14 protein-coding genes and 1 riboswitch are annotated in these 14529 nt (G+C 44.9%); of the genes, 10 read left to right on the forward strand and 4 right to left on the reverse strand.

Translation table 11 applies throughout. The features are described 5' to 3' along the window. Positions 1-320 precede the first annotated feature (320 nt). Complete coding sequence (locus QFZ80_RS09480; RefSeq protein WP_307547142.1) at positions 321-1088, reverse strand: sulfite exporter TauE/SafE family protein; 768 nt, start codon at positions 1086-1088, stop codon at positions 321-323. Between the two features lie 196 nt (positions 1089-1284). Here QFZ80_RS09480 and QFZ80_RS09485 point away from each other — a divergent pair, with 196 nt between their 5' ends. Beyond that, positions 1285-2616, forward strand: a complete 1332-nt coding sequence (locus QFZ80_RS09485) for an MFS transporter (RefSeq protein ID WP_307558615.1) — start codon at positions 1285-1287, stop codon at positions 2614-2616. Positions 2617-2636: 20 nt separating this feature from the next. On the opposite strand, the gene QFZ80_RS09490 is transcribed toward QFZ80_RS09485, so the two are convergent. Further along, entirely contained in the window at positions 2637-4418 is a 1782-nt protein-coding gene (locus QFZ80_RS09490; protein ID WP_307558617.1) for a putative bifunctional diguanylate cyclase/phosphodiesterase, read from the reverse strand. Between the two features lie 62 nt (positions 4419-4480). Continuing rightward, positions 4481-4572, reverse strand: a riboswitch (cyclic di-GMP riboswitch). A 206-nt stretch (positions 4573-4778) separates the two neighbouring features. On the opposite strand from QFZ80_RS09490, the gene QFZ80_RS09495 reads away from it, so the two are divergent. The 9 genes from QFZ80_RS09495 (at position 4779) to QFZ80_RS09530 (ending at position 13234) form a co-directional block, all read left to right on the forward strand. Next, positions 4779-5429 carry an HAD family hydrolase gene (locus QFZ80_RS09495; RefSeq protein WP_307558619.1) on the forward strand — a complete coding sequence of 217 codons (651 nt, stop codon included), beginning with the start codon at positions 4779-4781 and terminating at the stop codon, positions 5427-5429. A 41-nt stretch (positions 5430-5470) separates the two neighbouring features. Next, positions 5471-5893, forward strand: a complete 423-nt coding sequence (locus tag QFZ80_RS09500) for a GNAT family N-acetyltransferase (RefSeq protein ID WP_307558621.1) — start codon at positions 5471-5473, stop codon at positions 5891-5893. A 10-nt stretch (positions 5894-5903) separates the two neighbouring features. Next, positions 5904-5969: a DUF3502 domain-containing protein gene (locus QFZ80_RS38925; protein WP_373460389.1), complete on the forward strand. Its 66-nt coding sequence runs from the start codon at positions 5904-5906 to the stop codon at positions 5967-5969. 282 nt (positions 5970-6251) lie between these two features. After that, positions 6252-7088: an electron transfer flavoprotein subunit beta/FixA family protein gene (locus QFZ80_RS09505; RefSeq protein ID WP_307547134.1), complete on the forward strand. Its 837-nt coding sequence runs from the start codon at positions 6252-6254 to the stop codon at positions 7086-7088. A 61-nt stretch (positions 7089-7149) separates the two neighbouring features. Then, positions 7150-8292: an electron transfer flavoprotein subunit alpha/FixB family protein gene (locus QFZ80_RS09510; protein ID WP_307558623.1), complete on the forward strand. Its 1143-nt coding sequence runs from the start codon at positions 7150-7152 to the stop codon at positions 8290-8292. Beyond that, positions 8289-9599: an FAD-dependent oxidoreductase gene (locus tag QFZ80_RS09515; RefSeq protein WP_307547131.1), complete on the forward strand. Its 1311-nt coding sequence runs from the start codon at positions 8289-8291 to the stop codon at positions 9597-9599. Before QFZ80_RS09510 ends, QFZ80_RS09515 begins: the two co-directional genes overlap by 4 nt. Next, positions 9596-9883 carry a ferredoxin family protein gene (locus tag QFZ80_RS09520; RefSeq protein WP_036634482.1) on the forward strand — a complete coding sequence of 96 codons (288 nt, stop codon included), beginning with the start codon at positions 9596-9598 and terminating at the stop codon, positions 9881-9883. The genes QFZ80_RS09515 and QFZ80_RS09520 overlap by 4 nt, the downstream gene beginning before the upstream one ends. 150 nt (positions 9884-10033) lie before the next feature. Next, positions 10034-12229, forward strand: a complete 2196-nt coding sequence (locus QFZ80_RS09525; RefSeq protein ID WP_307558625.1) for an alpha-galactosidase — start codon at positions 10034-10036, stop codon at positions 12227-12229. A gap of 489 nt (positions 12230-12718) precedes the next feature. Continuing rightward, positions 12719-13234, forward strand: coding sequence for a DinB family protein (locus tag QFZ80_RS09530; RefSeq protein ID WP_307558627.1), 516 nt, complete (start codon positions 12719-12721; stop codon positions 13232-13234). A gap of 35 nt (positions 13235-13269) precedes the next feature. Here QFZ80_RS09530 and QFZ80_RS09535 read toward each other — a convergent pair whose 3' ends face one another. Both QFZ80_RS09535 and QFZ80_RS09540 read right to left on the reverse strand, forming a co-directional pair. Continuing rightward, the gene (locus tag QFZ80_RS09535) at positions 13270-13497 is read right to left on the reverse strand and encodes a hypothetical protein (protein WP_029198041.1); all 228 of its coding nucleotides are present in this window, start codon (positions 13495-13497) and stop codon (positions 13270-13272) included. A 203-nt stretch (positions 13498-13700) separates the two neighbouring features. Then, positions 13701-14501: an AraC family transcriptional regulator gene (locus QFZ80_RS09540; protein ID WP_307547124.1), complete on the reverse strand. Its 801-nt coding sequence runs from the start codon at positions 14499-14501 to the stop codon at positions 13701-13703. Between the last annotated feature and the right edge of the window lie 28 nt (positions 14502-14529).

Genomic DNA, 14529 nt, shown 5'->3' on the forward strand with positions numbered 1-14529 from the left:
GTGTAGGTTAGAAGCCTATTTCCAACGAAAAATGGGTAAATGCCACGTTGAATTATGGCTGTGATATACTAATTAAACGATTATATGTAAACCTTGGGTAGATGGGAGTGAAAAGTTCTGCAGCCTATTCTGGTTATGAGGACAGAAGCAGAGGGTTCAACTAGTGCGGTCAATGCTGCTAGGAGCGGATATTTCCCGGGGAACCGCACAAAACGACAGGATATGAGTACAACAAGAAGCATCCGATTAAGCTTACTCGGATGCTTCTTTGTATGGATGACCGGTTCAATGGAAAATAAAAACAGAGCCTCAGCTGCGCTTCATCCTATTAATTTAATGCCGCTAATTAATATCAGACTTGCAATAATTGTGCGCAGAATATTGGTCGGTGCCTTGGTGGATAGCATGCTGCCGATAATGACGCCGGGAATGGAACCGATGAGAAGATTGAGGACGAGTGTATAATTCACATTCCCCATACTTGCGTGCAGAATACCTGCTGTTGTCGCAAGGAAGAAAGCGTGAGCGATGTCTGTTCCTACGAGCTGAGCAGGGATCATACGGAAAAAGTAAAGCATCGCAATGGCATACAGGGAGCCAGATCCAATGGATGTAAGCCCGACAACGAAACCCAGTACAGCACCAATTGTGATGGTTAGTCCTCGTTTCTCCTCCAAAGATTTGAGCTGCCAGCGATTTTCTTTGATCTTGTGGCCGAAGAAAACCTTAAACAAGGTTGCAATCGCTACTAGAATCAAGACATAACCAAGGGCATGCTTAATAATGATCTCCTGATTATGAAAGAACGAATTGAATAATTTCAAAACAATAACGGCTGCGATTACACCTGGAATACTACCCATAGCTAACATTTTAACCAGCTTGAAATCAATCGTTTTCTGCCGCCAATGCTGAATCGTGCCAAAAAGCTTTGTAATCGAATTATAAAGAAGGTCTGTTCCCACGGCAATTGAAGGATGAATACCAATCAGGATCAAAATAGGGGTGAGCAGCGAAGCTCCGCCTACACCAGTCAATCCGACCATAAAACCAACCAATACACCCATAAATAAAACTGTTAAAGTCATGTTGTCATGTCCCCAATCTAATTACCCACTAACCATATTGGATTAATTTTATTACAGAGAAAAGCATTATGTAAAGGAAATTTTTTAACTTGCTTATTATTTGACTTCATCATGCGCTGAGCATGCTATTCATCCATTCTGGAATCAGTTACAATATATGGATGTGAAAAAATCAGCATGTAGGGAGGGGACATCCATGAGAAATCGAACAACGGTTATGGTGAGTATTGTTTTGGCGGTATTAGTGTCGTCTATCGATACCACGATTGCGAATACCACCATGCCGATTATAGTGAAAGAAATTGGTGGCAATGACCTGTATGCATGGGCATTTACCTCTTATATGGTCCTTTCTACTGTACTAGCTCCACTAGCAGGCAGACTTTCTGACCTATTTGGGCGGAAACGTATCTTTGCAGCAGGTATACTTCTGTTTCTTTTCGGATCTGTTCTTTGCGGTTTATCTCAGAGCATGCTGCAGCTGATCCTGTTCAGAGCCATTCAAGGGATTGGTGCAGGGGTGATGATGCCTTTTCCTGCCATCATTGCGGGAGATATTTATCCAGTGGAGCAGCGAGGTAAAGTTCAAGCGTATTTTACCGGGATGTGGGGGTTATCTGCGATTTTAGCGCCTCTACTGGGCACGTTCTTCGTTACCTACCTGAGCTGGCGGTGGATTTTTTTCGTCAATATACCGGTATGTATCATTGCACTTCTTGCCTTGCAGCCGTATAAGGAAGTGTATCAACCGAAGAAAGCAGTGGTCGATTATGGCGGAGCTATTTTGTTTGCCTGTGGAATATCCTTATTGCTGCTTACAACAGCAGTTGAGCATTATAGCTACATCTATGGTGCGCTAGGGGGGATATTTATGATTGCTTTCTTTTTTTATGAGAAAAGACATCCTGCGCCAATTGTTCCGTTAAACCTACTTCGCAATCGTCCGGTGGCCATAATGATTGCAAGCTCCTTTCTCAGCTGCGCGGCTCTCTTTGGGACTTCTAGCTTCATTCCTCTCTTCTTGCAAAATCAAGGCTACTCGTTGTTTGTCAGTGGTATTGCTCTTCTGAGTACATCCATTGGGTGGATGGCCGTTGCTGTGCCTGGTGGAAATTGGGTGCTTCGCTATGGATATAAACGGCTTTTAGTTATAGGTAATATGATACTCGTTATTACAGCAGCCTTATTTTATTTCATACACGAAGGTACTCCATTCTGGTACACGTTTACCGCACTAACGGCGCTTGGTCTTGCTTATGGAATAATTTTCACCATTACTACAATCGGTTCACAGCAGCTTGTAGAAGCGAACCAGAAGGGGATTTCCACCTCGCTTCAGCTCTTTGCACGGAATATTGGAACAGCGGTCAGCGTAACCATCATGGGGGCAATCCTTACTAAATCCAGCGTCTTTTATACGGGTATTCACGGCATGTTCGTATTTGGACTTTTGGCAAGCTTACTTTCATTGGCCATGCCGTTTGCTATTCGCTCGGTGTCCAATCTGAAAAGCCAGAAGACGGAGTAACATCCGCATTCTGGCTTTTTTCATAAAGCATTTGGACTAGCATTATCATCATGGATCATATAACTCTTTTCAAATAGCTCGGCTGTAAGTGGAACAGATAATAAGTATCCTTGTATATGTTGACAACCAACTCTCTCTAAAAAAGTGAGCTGTTCATGAGTTTCTACACCTACAGCAATGACACTCAATTTTAAACTATATGACATGGCCATAATAGCTTCAATGATAGAAGAATCAGAAATAAAGGTAGAGATGTCTTTAATGATCGATTTATCAATTTTCAAAGTATCGACTGGATACTTATGTAAATAACTTAAAGAAGAATAACCAATTCCGAAATCATCGATGGAGATTTTAACTCCCTCACGCTTTAAAGCATAAAGCTTTTCCATACAGCTGAGGCTGTTATTCATCAATGCACTTTCGGTAATTTCAAGTTCTAAGTACTTTGCTTCCAGCTCATTTTGATGCAGAATATCAAGAATCATTGTCACCAAATCTTCTTGATGAAACTGAACAGCGGATATATTGATTGCAATAGGAACAGGCTCCATACCTGCAGCTTGCCATTTATTCATTTGTACGCAGGCCGTTTGTAATACCCATTTTCCAATTGCAATAATTTGTCCGGATTCTTCTGCAATAGGAATAAATTCCTTCGGCGAGACGCTTCCTAACTCATGGCTATCCCACCTAAGTAAAGCTTCAACGCCGATGATTGTGCCGGTAGGAATATGGAATTTGGGTTGGTACATCAGGTAAAGCTCATTTTGTTCTCTGGCTGTCCGAAGGGATTGTTCACAGGCACTTCTCCTCGAATGAATGACACTCAGTTCCTGTTCATAAAAATGATAATGGTTTCCTCCACGTTCTTTGGCCCGATACATCGCTTGATCGGCATTTTTCAGTAAAACCTCCGGATCTTCTCCATCGATAGGATACAAAGAGATACCAATACTGGTGGAAACAAAAATATTTCGCCCGTCGATTTGGAAAGGAGCTTCCAATTGTTGAATGATTTTCTCCGCTTGCACAGCTGCTGACTTCCGATTTCCGAAAGGGAACAAAATCACAAATTCGTCGCCACTTAGTCTGGAGACAATGCTTTGTGCAAACAAGCTTTCTGAGAGCAATGCGGAGAACTTTTGCAAAACAAGATCTCCTAAGTGATGGCCTAAGGTATCGTTGATGTGCTTAAACCGATTTACATCAAGGAAAAGTAGCGCTAAGCTTTGCTTATGTTGTTTGGCGTTGTTTAACGCATCATGGAAAAGCTGATTGAACTGGTTGCGATTCGGCAAACCTGTCAGAAGATCAAAGTAAGCTAGCTGCTGTATCATTACTTCAGATTTCTTTTTTTCAGTCAGATCGCGAAGATAAGCTGTATAGACAAGCTTTCCTTTATACGGAGTGCTCGTAATCGTTATTTCTGCCGGAAATACGCTGCCATCCGATCGAAATGCTTTCAATTCGATTCGCTTACCGATAATCGTCTCGTCTTTAGCCGTGAACAGCAGATTTAAGAAGGTTGTCTCCTGGCCATCTTTTTCAAAAAGAAAATCAATTAACGTAAGCCCTAGAGCTTCTTTGCGTTCGTATCCAAAAATGGCTTCTGCCGCAGGATTAAACGCAATGATCTTCCCACTTGAATTAAGCAACATGATACAATCGATAGCAGACTCTAAAAGGGATGCTTTGAGTGCTGTTTGGTTAGTAAAGGATATGTAAAGAGCAGTTATTGAAATAATGAACGTTAGCAGTATGAGGTAAATAGGATAACTATCTATTAGCGTAAGATGCATGAATCAACCTCATTTCGTATAAATAAAAAAGTTCATCCCGAATGAAAGGATGAACTCCTTGACTCGGTAACCTGTCGTCCATAGCATCCAATTAGGGGTGCCTTAGGTCATGGCTTTGCGTCGCATTGTTTCCAATGGTTTGCTTTTGACGATTCTATATATGTAGTTCAAAAGGCACTAGTTAATGATGTAAAAAGCTTATATACCAGTTAATACGCCTCATTATAATTAGTTAAAAATGACGTGTCTATAGCGGTATTTACATATAATTAGCGAAAAATGTCGAATTCAACTAAAAAAAATTAATAATGCTAATTTCTTAAAATTTCTATAGTTCTAGAGATGGATAGGTGAGGTTTAATGAGTATATCAAGTCAAGTTCGAGGCATTATTTTTGATATGGATAATACACTGCTGAGGTCTAGCATTAATTTCCAAATGATGAAAAAGCAAGTGGCGGACTACCTTACAGAGAATGATTTACTGCCAGTTGGTTTCCCGATTCAAGAGCATACCACATCAACCATGATTGAGCATGTGAAAGCGAATGGGATACCTGAAGAGTCCTATAATGAAGTAATGAATATGGTCGTTCAACATGAACTAATAGGCATGGAGGGTGCAGGACTGGAATCCCATGTTTCCGAGCTTCTAAATGTTTTAATGACGGGCTATGTCCTGGTTATTGTTACAAATAATTCATACAAGGCCGCAGTACATGCGTTGGAAACGACTGGAATTCATCCATACTTTGATTTGATCATCGGAAGAGAGCAGATGAATGCCATGAAACCATCTCCCTCCGGGTACTTAGCCGCTAAGCAGCATTTTCCACAAATTCTTGAGAACGAATGGATATCGATCGGTGATTCGTGGATAGATGGCAGAGCATCCGTTGATGCAGGAGTTCCCTTTATCAGCTATGGGCCAAACGGACATCTGATGAAGGAGAAGGGAATCACCCCTATAACGCATATTGACAGCTTGCTTAAGTTGTTAGATTATGTGTAGATAATGTAAAACGAAAGTAGTGAATAAAGATGTTAGTGAATGTGAAATTCCGACTTAACGAAATTGAAATACAAGAACTGCTGAGTTACAGCGTTTTCCCCGATCCGGAGGCGCTGCAACCTGTCATTGAGCGTTATGAAAATGATGCTAATCTATGGTTGTTTGGATATGAATCCGAAGGTATCTTGGTGGGCATCATCGGCTTTGAGCTCAGTGATAATCAGGAGATGACGATCACTCATCTGGCCGTTGAACCGGAGAGCAGAGGGGTAGGCTTTGGACGGGGAATTATCCTTGAAATTATTGAAGATATGCACCCTGTTCGAATCGTGGCTGAAACGGATGAAGAGTCAGTCCAATTTTATCGGAATATTGGGTTCGTTATTCGCAGCCTTGGGGAGAAGTATCCCGGTGTTGAGCGTTTCCTATGTACCTATGAGGTAGAAGAAGCGGAAGAGGATTAAAGCGGCAGGTATGGATAAAATTATTGCTGAGAAGCAAAGACAATTAGACGAATGGGCGAAAACGAACAAAAAATAAGCCTTAAATAAGGAGAGAGCTGCATTCCACGCTTTGGCGTAGGTTGCGGCTTTTTCATTCTCCGAGCAACATCGGTAAGATTACTTTTGGGCCTTGGACTAAAGTAAGTGTCATGTTAGGAGGCTTTTCGCATATATTGTGTTAGATTATTAACTTAAAAAAAAGACTGAAAGCGATTTCGTTTCGTCATTTTAAGTGACAAAATTCACAATGCTGACAAGCTCAGATCCGTTTGCTGTCGAATGTGCAAGCAAGTTTCCTAAGAAATAGGAGGGTGCAGAGATGCTGCATATAGTCGTTTGTATTAAGCAGGTACCTGACTCTAGAGAAATTCGCATTGACCCCAAAAATAATACGTTAATTCGCCAAGGTGTCCCAAGTATCGTGAACTTCTATGATATGCATGGGCTGGAAGAGGCGCTCCGTATTAAGGATGAACAGGGGGCAAGGATTACAGTAGTCACAATGGGACCTCCGCCAGCGGAGAAAGGATTAAAGGAATGCATCTCCCTCGGGGCAGACGATGCTGTGTTGGTGACGGATCGCGGCTTCGCGGGAGCGGACACGCTGGCGACATCGTACGTTGTTGCCCGAACCATCCGTAAAATTGCTGAAACGTGGGGACCGGTGGATATCGTTTTTTGCGGCAAACAAACGCTGGACGGCGACACGGGGCAAGTTGGGCCAGGCGTCGCATGCCGATTGGATTTGGAACAGCTTACTTATGTAAACAAAGTTGTTGATGTGGATGAAAAGCGGCGAAAAGTTCGTGTGCATCGGCTCTTGGAAGATGGCATAGAAGTCGTTGAGACAAGCATGCCGGTGCTGATCACGGCGCTGAAGGAACTGAATAAGGTGAGACGAGCATCGCTGCCCGGTATGATTCGGGCTGCGCGTTATAAGCCGACTGTTTGGACGACAGCTGATTTTCCGGATCTTGAAAGAGCGAAAATCGGGCTAAAAGGCTCACCAACGATCGTAGCCAAAACATGGGTGCCCGAGATAAAAGCGGTTAAAACGCACATGATCGCGTTTGATTCACCAGAAGAAGCCGCTGCTCAGCTAGCCGATCAGCTCATGACGAAAGAGATGCAGACTTTGTTAGACTGGTCTTCATGAAAGAAAAGCAGGGGTACTACCTAAACTCTGAATCACCGTTATGGGAATGGAGGAAGACACGATGACAAATGAACAAACACACGACCAGCCTGAAGCGTCGATGCCCGATTGGTCGGCATATCGGGGGGTATTAATCGTTGTAGAGCAGCGAGATGGAGCTGCGAAGAAGGTTTCCTGGCAGCTGCTGGGCGAAGGCAAGAAGCTGGCCACGAAGCTTGACGCGCCGCTCATGGCGCTTGTGATCGGTGAGAATGTGGCTCACCTCGCCGATGAAGCCGTGCATTACGGCGCGGACAAGGTGTTCCTATGCGAAGCACCTGAGCTTCGCACCTACCGGACTCGGCCATACAGCCGTGTCTGCTTGAAGCTGATCGAGGAAGCGAAGCCTGAGATCGTGCTGTTCGGCGCGACAGCGACGGGCCGCGACTTGGCAGGTGCGATAGCGACACACCTGCCGACGGGGCTGACGGCCGACACGACGCAGCTCGACGTGGAGCCGCCGCCGTCAAGGCTGCTGCTGGCCAGCCGGCCGGCTTTTTCCGAGAAGATGATGGCCACCATCCTCTGTAAGCAGTACCGGCCGCAGATGGCGACGGCGCGCGCCGGGGTGTTTCAGGCGCTGCCGAAGGACGCGACGCGCCAAGGCGAAATCATTCGCATCGAGGCGACGATGCGAGAGGAAGAGATTGCCGCGCAGGTGCTCGACTTCCTGCGCGAAACAGGCAAGCTCAATCTCGAGGATGCCGAGATTATCGTGGCAGGGGGCCGCGGACTTGGCGGGCCTGATGCTTTCGGGCTGCTCGCCGAGCTAGCGGATGCGCTCGGCGGCGTCGTTGGCGCATCGCGTGCCGCGGTCGACGCGGGCTGGATCGGGCATGAGCACCAGGTTGGTCAAACCGGTGCCACGGTCAGGCCGAAGCTATACTTCGCCATCGGCATTTCCGGTGCAGTTCAGCATACCGTAGGTATGAGCCATGCGGACGTCGTCGTCGCGATTAACAAAGACGACAAAGCGCCAATCTTCCAATTTGCACATTACGGCATAGTAGGCGATATGTTCAAAATTGTTCCTGCCATTACGAATGAGATAAGGAAGCGTCGAACTTTATTTGGCATCCAACGAGCAAGTACTGAAAGCTCCTTGCCGTCCTACGATTTGAAGACAGGGGTTAACGTGGCTCTTGAAAGGAGTGAAGCCAAGTGAACGAGAAATTTGACGCGATTGTTGTTGGCGGTGGTCCGGCGGGTGCAGCAGCCGCTTTGACGATGGCACGTGCAGGATTATCCGTTGTGTTGTTGGAGAGGGGCGAGTTCCCCGGAGCCAAAAACATTTTCGGAGGTGTCCTATACCGTAAGCAAATCGAAGAGCTTGTACCCGAATTTTGGAAAGAAAAAAACTTTCCCATGGAGCGTTACATTGTGGAGCAGCGCATCTGGATGATGGGCAAAGAATCCATGGTCACCTTCGGGCACCGCAATGAAGCTTACAAGGAGCCTTACAATTGCTTTACGGGACTGCGGGTTAAGTTCGATCAGTGGTTCGCGGACAAAGCCGTTGCTGCTGGGGCCATCCCTATTTACGAAACCGTTGCACTCGATGTAATTCGCGAAGGTAATAAGGTCGTTGGTGTTCGTACCGATCGAGATGACGGCGATTTGTACGCCGATGTTGTCGTCATTGCCGATGGGGTAAACTCCTTGCTCGGGAAGGCGATGGGCATTCACAAAGAATGGATGCCGGACGAAGTTTCATTGGCTGTGAAAGAAGTAATTGCCCTTCCTAGGGAGAAAATCGAAGATCGATTCGGACTCGAAGGTGACGAAGGCGTTACGATTGAGTTTATGGGCGAGACCACGCTAGGTATGGCGGGCATGGGTTTTCTATACACGAATAAAGAAACCATTTCACTTGGCGTAGGCGTTATGGTCAATCATTTAAGGGACAAAAAGGTGAAGCCTTATGCGGTCCTCGATGCGGTTAAGCAGCACCCTATGATTCGGAAATTGATTCAAGGGGGAGAAACGAAGGAGTACTCCGGGCACTTGATTCCCGAGGGAGGCTTTCACTCGATCCCGTCGTTGTCGGGAGATGGCTGGTGCGTCTGTGGGGATGCCGCGCAGTTAATCAACTTTGTGCACCGCGAAGGAACGAATTTAGCCATGACCTCTGGTCGACTGGCCGGCGAGGCGATTGTTGAGGCCAAAGCACAAAGTGATTTTTCAGCTGCTTCACTCAAAGCCTACGACCAAAAAATTCGCGAATCCTTTGTTCATAAAGACTTACAGAAATACAAAGGCATGCATCAATTCCTCAAAGAGCAGGACCCAGAGTTATTGTTCGACAAGCTGCCCAGAGCGCTGAATGAAGCGGCTTACAACATGTTCCTCGTGGATGGGATTACCAAAGCGGATAAGCAAAAAATGGCCATGAAGCTCATCAAAAATGCCGCAGGCGGTACGGTAAACCTGATGAAGCTAGGCTACAAAGGATGGAGGGCGATGAACGGATGAGCCAAAGTGACATTTCAGATAAGCTATTTACCATTCGTTATAAATGCGATGATAAGTCGCACCTCGTAATCAAGGATACGCAGACCTGTTTAAATTGTGTAACGAAGGATTGCAATTATTTCTGTCCCTCGGACGTCTATGAATGGGAAAAGAAACTCAAAATTACAACTGTTGCTTTTGAGAATTGTATCGAATGCGGCACCTGCCGAATTGCGTGTCCATCCTACAACATTGATTGGGTCTACCCCAAAGGCGGCTATGGCATGACTTATAAATTTGGCTAAAAATGATAAATACGAAAACGGAGCTAGGGCTATTTCGAGCCTTGGCTCCTATTTCTATGCATCTAAAACTACATTCCTCCATATGTAGGTGGTAATTCTCCATAGTTTTGTTCGCGAAGGGATATGATAATAGGAGGTAGGAGGGATATCATGCGAATTACATTTGAACCAACTCAAGGATTATTTCATTTACAAAACAAGCAAATGAGCTATGTTATTCAACTAATCAATTCCGCTTACCCAGCCCATGTTTACTGGGGACGCCCCATCCGATCAGGTCAATTGGCTTCGATCCTCCAATTTCAGGAGAGATGTTCGTTCTCACCAAATCCTGTTCCCGAAGATCGCAGCATTTCTTTCGATACATTACCTCAAGAGTACCCGGCATACGGTACAAGTGATTATCGGGAGCCTGCTTATCAAGTTGCTCTTCCTGATGGATCTACAATTTCTGAGCTCATCTATGACAAGCATCGAATCTACCAAGGAAAACCAGGGCTCGAGGAGCTTCCTGCGACATATGTAGAGCAAGATGATGAAGCGGAAACCTTAGAGCTTGAACTCGTTGATTCTGTCATTGGCCTTCGGGTCATTCTTACCTATACGATATTTGAGCAGCATGCAGCGATGACTAGATCGGTACGTTTCGTAAATGAAGGATCCGGAGATCTAAAGCTGCTTCGAGCGCTTAGTATGAGCCTTGATTATCAGCATAGCGATTTTGATCTTCTTCAGCTTTCAGGTAGTTGGGTTAGAGAACGACATATCGAGAGAAGACCCTTAGCGCCAGGTAAATTGACTGTAGAAAGTCGCCGCGGATCGAGTAGTCATCAGCACAATCCTTTTGTTGCACTGCTTTCCAAGGACGCTAATGAAGATCATGGCGATGTGTATGGTTTCAGCCTTGTTTATAGTGGCAATTTCGCTGCCCATGCAGAGGTTGAGCCGTATGGTTCAGCACGTGTATCCATGGGTATTAATCCATTTGATTTTGGCTGGTTGCTTGAGCCGGGACAACATTTTCAAACGCCTGAAGCTGTAATGGTTTATTCAAACGCTGGTCTAGGGGACATGTCAAGAACGTATCACAAGCTTTACCGTACTCGGCTTTGCCGCGGTGAATTCCGTGATCGGACAAGACCTGTGCTCGTGAATAACTGGGAAGCAACCTATTTTCAATTTAATGCGGATAAAATCGAAAGCATCGCCAGTGCCGGCAAAGAGCTTGGCATCGAGCTATTCGTTCTTGACGATGGTTGGTTCGGCAAAAGAGACAGCGATAACAGCTCCTTGGGAGACTGGGTCGTTGATAAAGCCAAACTGCCGGGTGGACTAGAGGACCTCGTCTCTAGAGTCAATGGGATGGGACTTGAGTTTGGGCTGTGGTTTGAACCAGAAATGGTTTCTCCAGACAGTGACTTATACCGAAAACACCCAGACTGGTGCCTACATGTACCGAATCGCAGACGCACAGAAGGTCGTCAGCAATTAATAATGGATTTTTCACGTGCAGATGTTTGTGTTGCGATCACGAGAATGATTAGTGATATCCTAAGCAGCGCGCCGATCACTTACGTCAAATGGGATATGAACCGTAATATGACCGAAATTGGCTCCGCTGCGCTGCCTCCGGAAAGACAACGAGAAACCGCTCATCGCTACATTCTTGGGTTGTACCGCGTTCTTGAAACATTGACGACCAAGTTCCCGCATATTTTGTTCGAGAGCTGCTCCGGTGGCGGTGGCCGGTTTGACCCAGGCATGCTGTACTATATGCCGCAAACGTGGACAAGCGATAACACAGATGCCATTTCCCGTTTGAAAATTCAGTATGGGACGAGCATCGTTTATCCTGTTAGTACAATGGGAGCGCACGTATCCGCCGTACCTAATCATCAAGTTCACCGTGAGACATCTCTGGAAATGCGCGGCGATGTTGCGATGTCCGGCAACTTTGGTTACGAACTCGACCTAACCAAGTTTAGCGACGAGGAAAAAGAAATCGTTAAAAAGCAAATTGCCGATTATAAACATATCCGCCCGCTCGTCCAATTCGGCGACATGTACCGCTTACTCAGTCCATTCGAAGGCAACGAAACTGCTTGGATGATCGTTTCTGAAGACAAGACTCAAGCTATGGTCGCTTACTTCCGCGTGCTCGCTGAGCCCAATGCACCTCTCAAAAGGCTGCGGCTCAAAGGACTTAACCCATCCTTCGATTACCAAATCGCAGGCTTGCAAGGTGAGTACCCTGGCGATCATCTTCTCTACGCCGGACTGCCAGTCTCTGGTCTCCATGGAGACTTCCAAAGTAAAATTTGGCTGCTCGAACACAAGCCATTATAAACCAGTAAAAAAACACTGACTTCTTAACTGAGGTCAGCGTTTTTTCGTTTCACGGAATTCGGAGTTGGAGATAACTATGTACACTATCCCTTTAGCTCAGATAGCTGGAACTCTGGGGTGGTCCTGAACCACTATTCCCTTGACTCAGTTAGAAGTGAATCCAGGTTTTCCAAGACTATACTATAGGAGCGCATAGGGAACGCTCTGACCCCACAATCACTTGGACTACCTACATGCTTTTTAAGCAAAATTGTAGATATCACAGAATGACATAGCTGAAAAAGTAGAAAAGGGTTGTATACCACTGAAAACTATAAGAGGTATGTCTAGCGTTTGTAGATACCACAGAAACTATGAATAGCAAAGCGTATAGTTCAATTGCGCTTTTCATTTTAAACGCTGAGCTGGCTTCTTATTTGTTTTAGTTTACGATATGATAAGGATATACATAAATTCTATTTTTTTATCACGAAGGGAGATTCATTCGATATGCTGCAGAGACCTGGTAGTGAGGAATACTCACCCTATTTTACTGGTTATATTAGTCAAGTTCCGGAAGGCGATTATTTGTCCTTCTTACACAGTCAATTAGACGCTGTTGTCGCTTTGTTTTCACCGATTAGTGATGAGCAAGGGCTTTATCGATATGAGCCGGGGAAGTGGAGCTTGAAGGAAGTTTTGGGGCATATGACAGATACGGAGCGGATTATGAGTTATCGGATGCTGCGTATTGCTCGTGGAGATACAACGAATTTACCAGGATTTGATCAGGATTTATTCATCACAAATACTAACTTCGACGAACTATCGATCGAGGATTTGTTAAACGACTTTAAAGCCGTTCGTCAAGCTACATTTTCTCTGCTAAAAACAATCTCAGAAGCAGCCTGGTCTCGTAAAGGGGTAGCTAGTAACAATGAAATCTCTGCCCGCGCGCTTGCCTATGTGATAGCTGGTCATGCTCAGCATCATCTTGGCGTCGTCCAACAAAAATACAATTACTAAAAAAAACGAGAAGTCCTGAGGACTTCTCGTTTTTTTTAGTAAAGGGATAATGCAAGGGAGTCACGCTCATTAAAAGAATGGAGAATCGCTTCACAACCTACGATCTCAATACTAATGATAGAGTCCAAACATTTCTTAATCGTTGCTCTTCCTTTGGTCACTTTCGCTTCGAGTGCGGATTTCAACAAATTGAATTTCTTTTTATTTTTCTCATCTGAGTAGACTGGCACTGGTTTGTTGTGAATTGTAATAAACATTTTCATCATTTTTCACCATCCTAGGAATTGGATATAGGTCTAGCATATATGAATATTATTAAATTAACCTTAAAATAGTTTTACAATTTTGAAACAAAACCATATATTTCAATGTATTTTTACTTCTCATAAGCTTATACGGGTGAGAAAGAAGAAATGTTTCACTCTTAGATAGCATTTCTTGAAATATTTGTGAATTCGATCATTTTTTAATTTTGCTGAGCGTTTTGGCGAAAAAGCTTGGGGGATATCCCAAATCTATGTTTAAATGCTCGGTGAAAGTAGGGGTAGCTGCCGAAACCGCAGCTTAGGGCGATTTGTTCCAGGGACATGGAACTATCATGCATGCGTTCCACAGCACTGGATAAGCGCACTTCAAGGGCATATTGGATCATGGTTTTGCCAAAGCATTCTTTGAACAAATGAACCGCGCGGGAGACGCTGAGTCCAACATGGTTGGCAACATCATCTACTTTAAAAGTAGCAGTAGCTTGTGCTTCAATGAATCTTTTCATACGTGTCCCGGTAAATGGGCGGCCTTGTAAAGAGACGGTTTCCGTTGCTGCACGCTCTACATATAGGCAAAGTGCTTGCAGCAAATAGCCGCTAAGCTCGTGGTTCTCTTCTTCCATTCTTCGCTTCTCGAGAATAAGCTGCCGCCATAGCGAAATTAACCGAGCATCTAAGTCGATGCGCGTACAAGTTTGTTTGAGGCTGCGCTTCCACCATGCATCGATCCAAGGGCCTTTACAGAATACGTAGTAGTCTCCACTGGCGATTTTACTGCTAGGTTGATCCAACGTGTGTTCGATACGAAGTTCATAAGGTTCTCCCGGTTGAAAAAGGAGTAAATGACCAGCTTCCACTCGCTGCATATGGCCATCCACTAGAACCTCGGAAGTGCCTTCTGTTTGTAAACGGAAAAGATAAGAATTGAGACCTGATTTGGTACTCACATTAAACGGTTCCATATGAAAAGAATAGCCGCAGGTTAAGACCTCAGTTTCCATTGTTTTCACCTTTCATAGCCAAATAAGA

The organism is Paenibacillus sp. V4I7, from assembly GCF_030817275.1.
Lineage (GTDB): Bacteria > Bacillota > Bacilli > Paenibacillales > NBRC-103111 > Paenibacillus_E.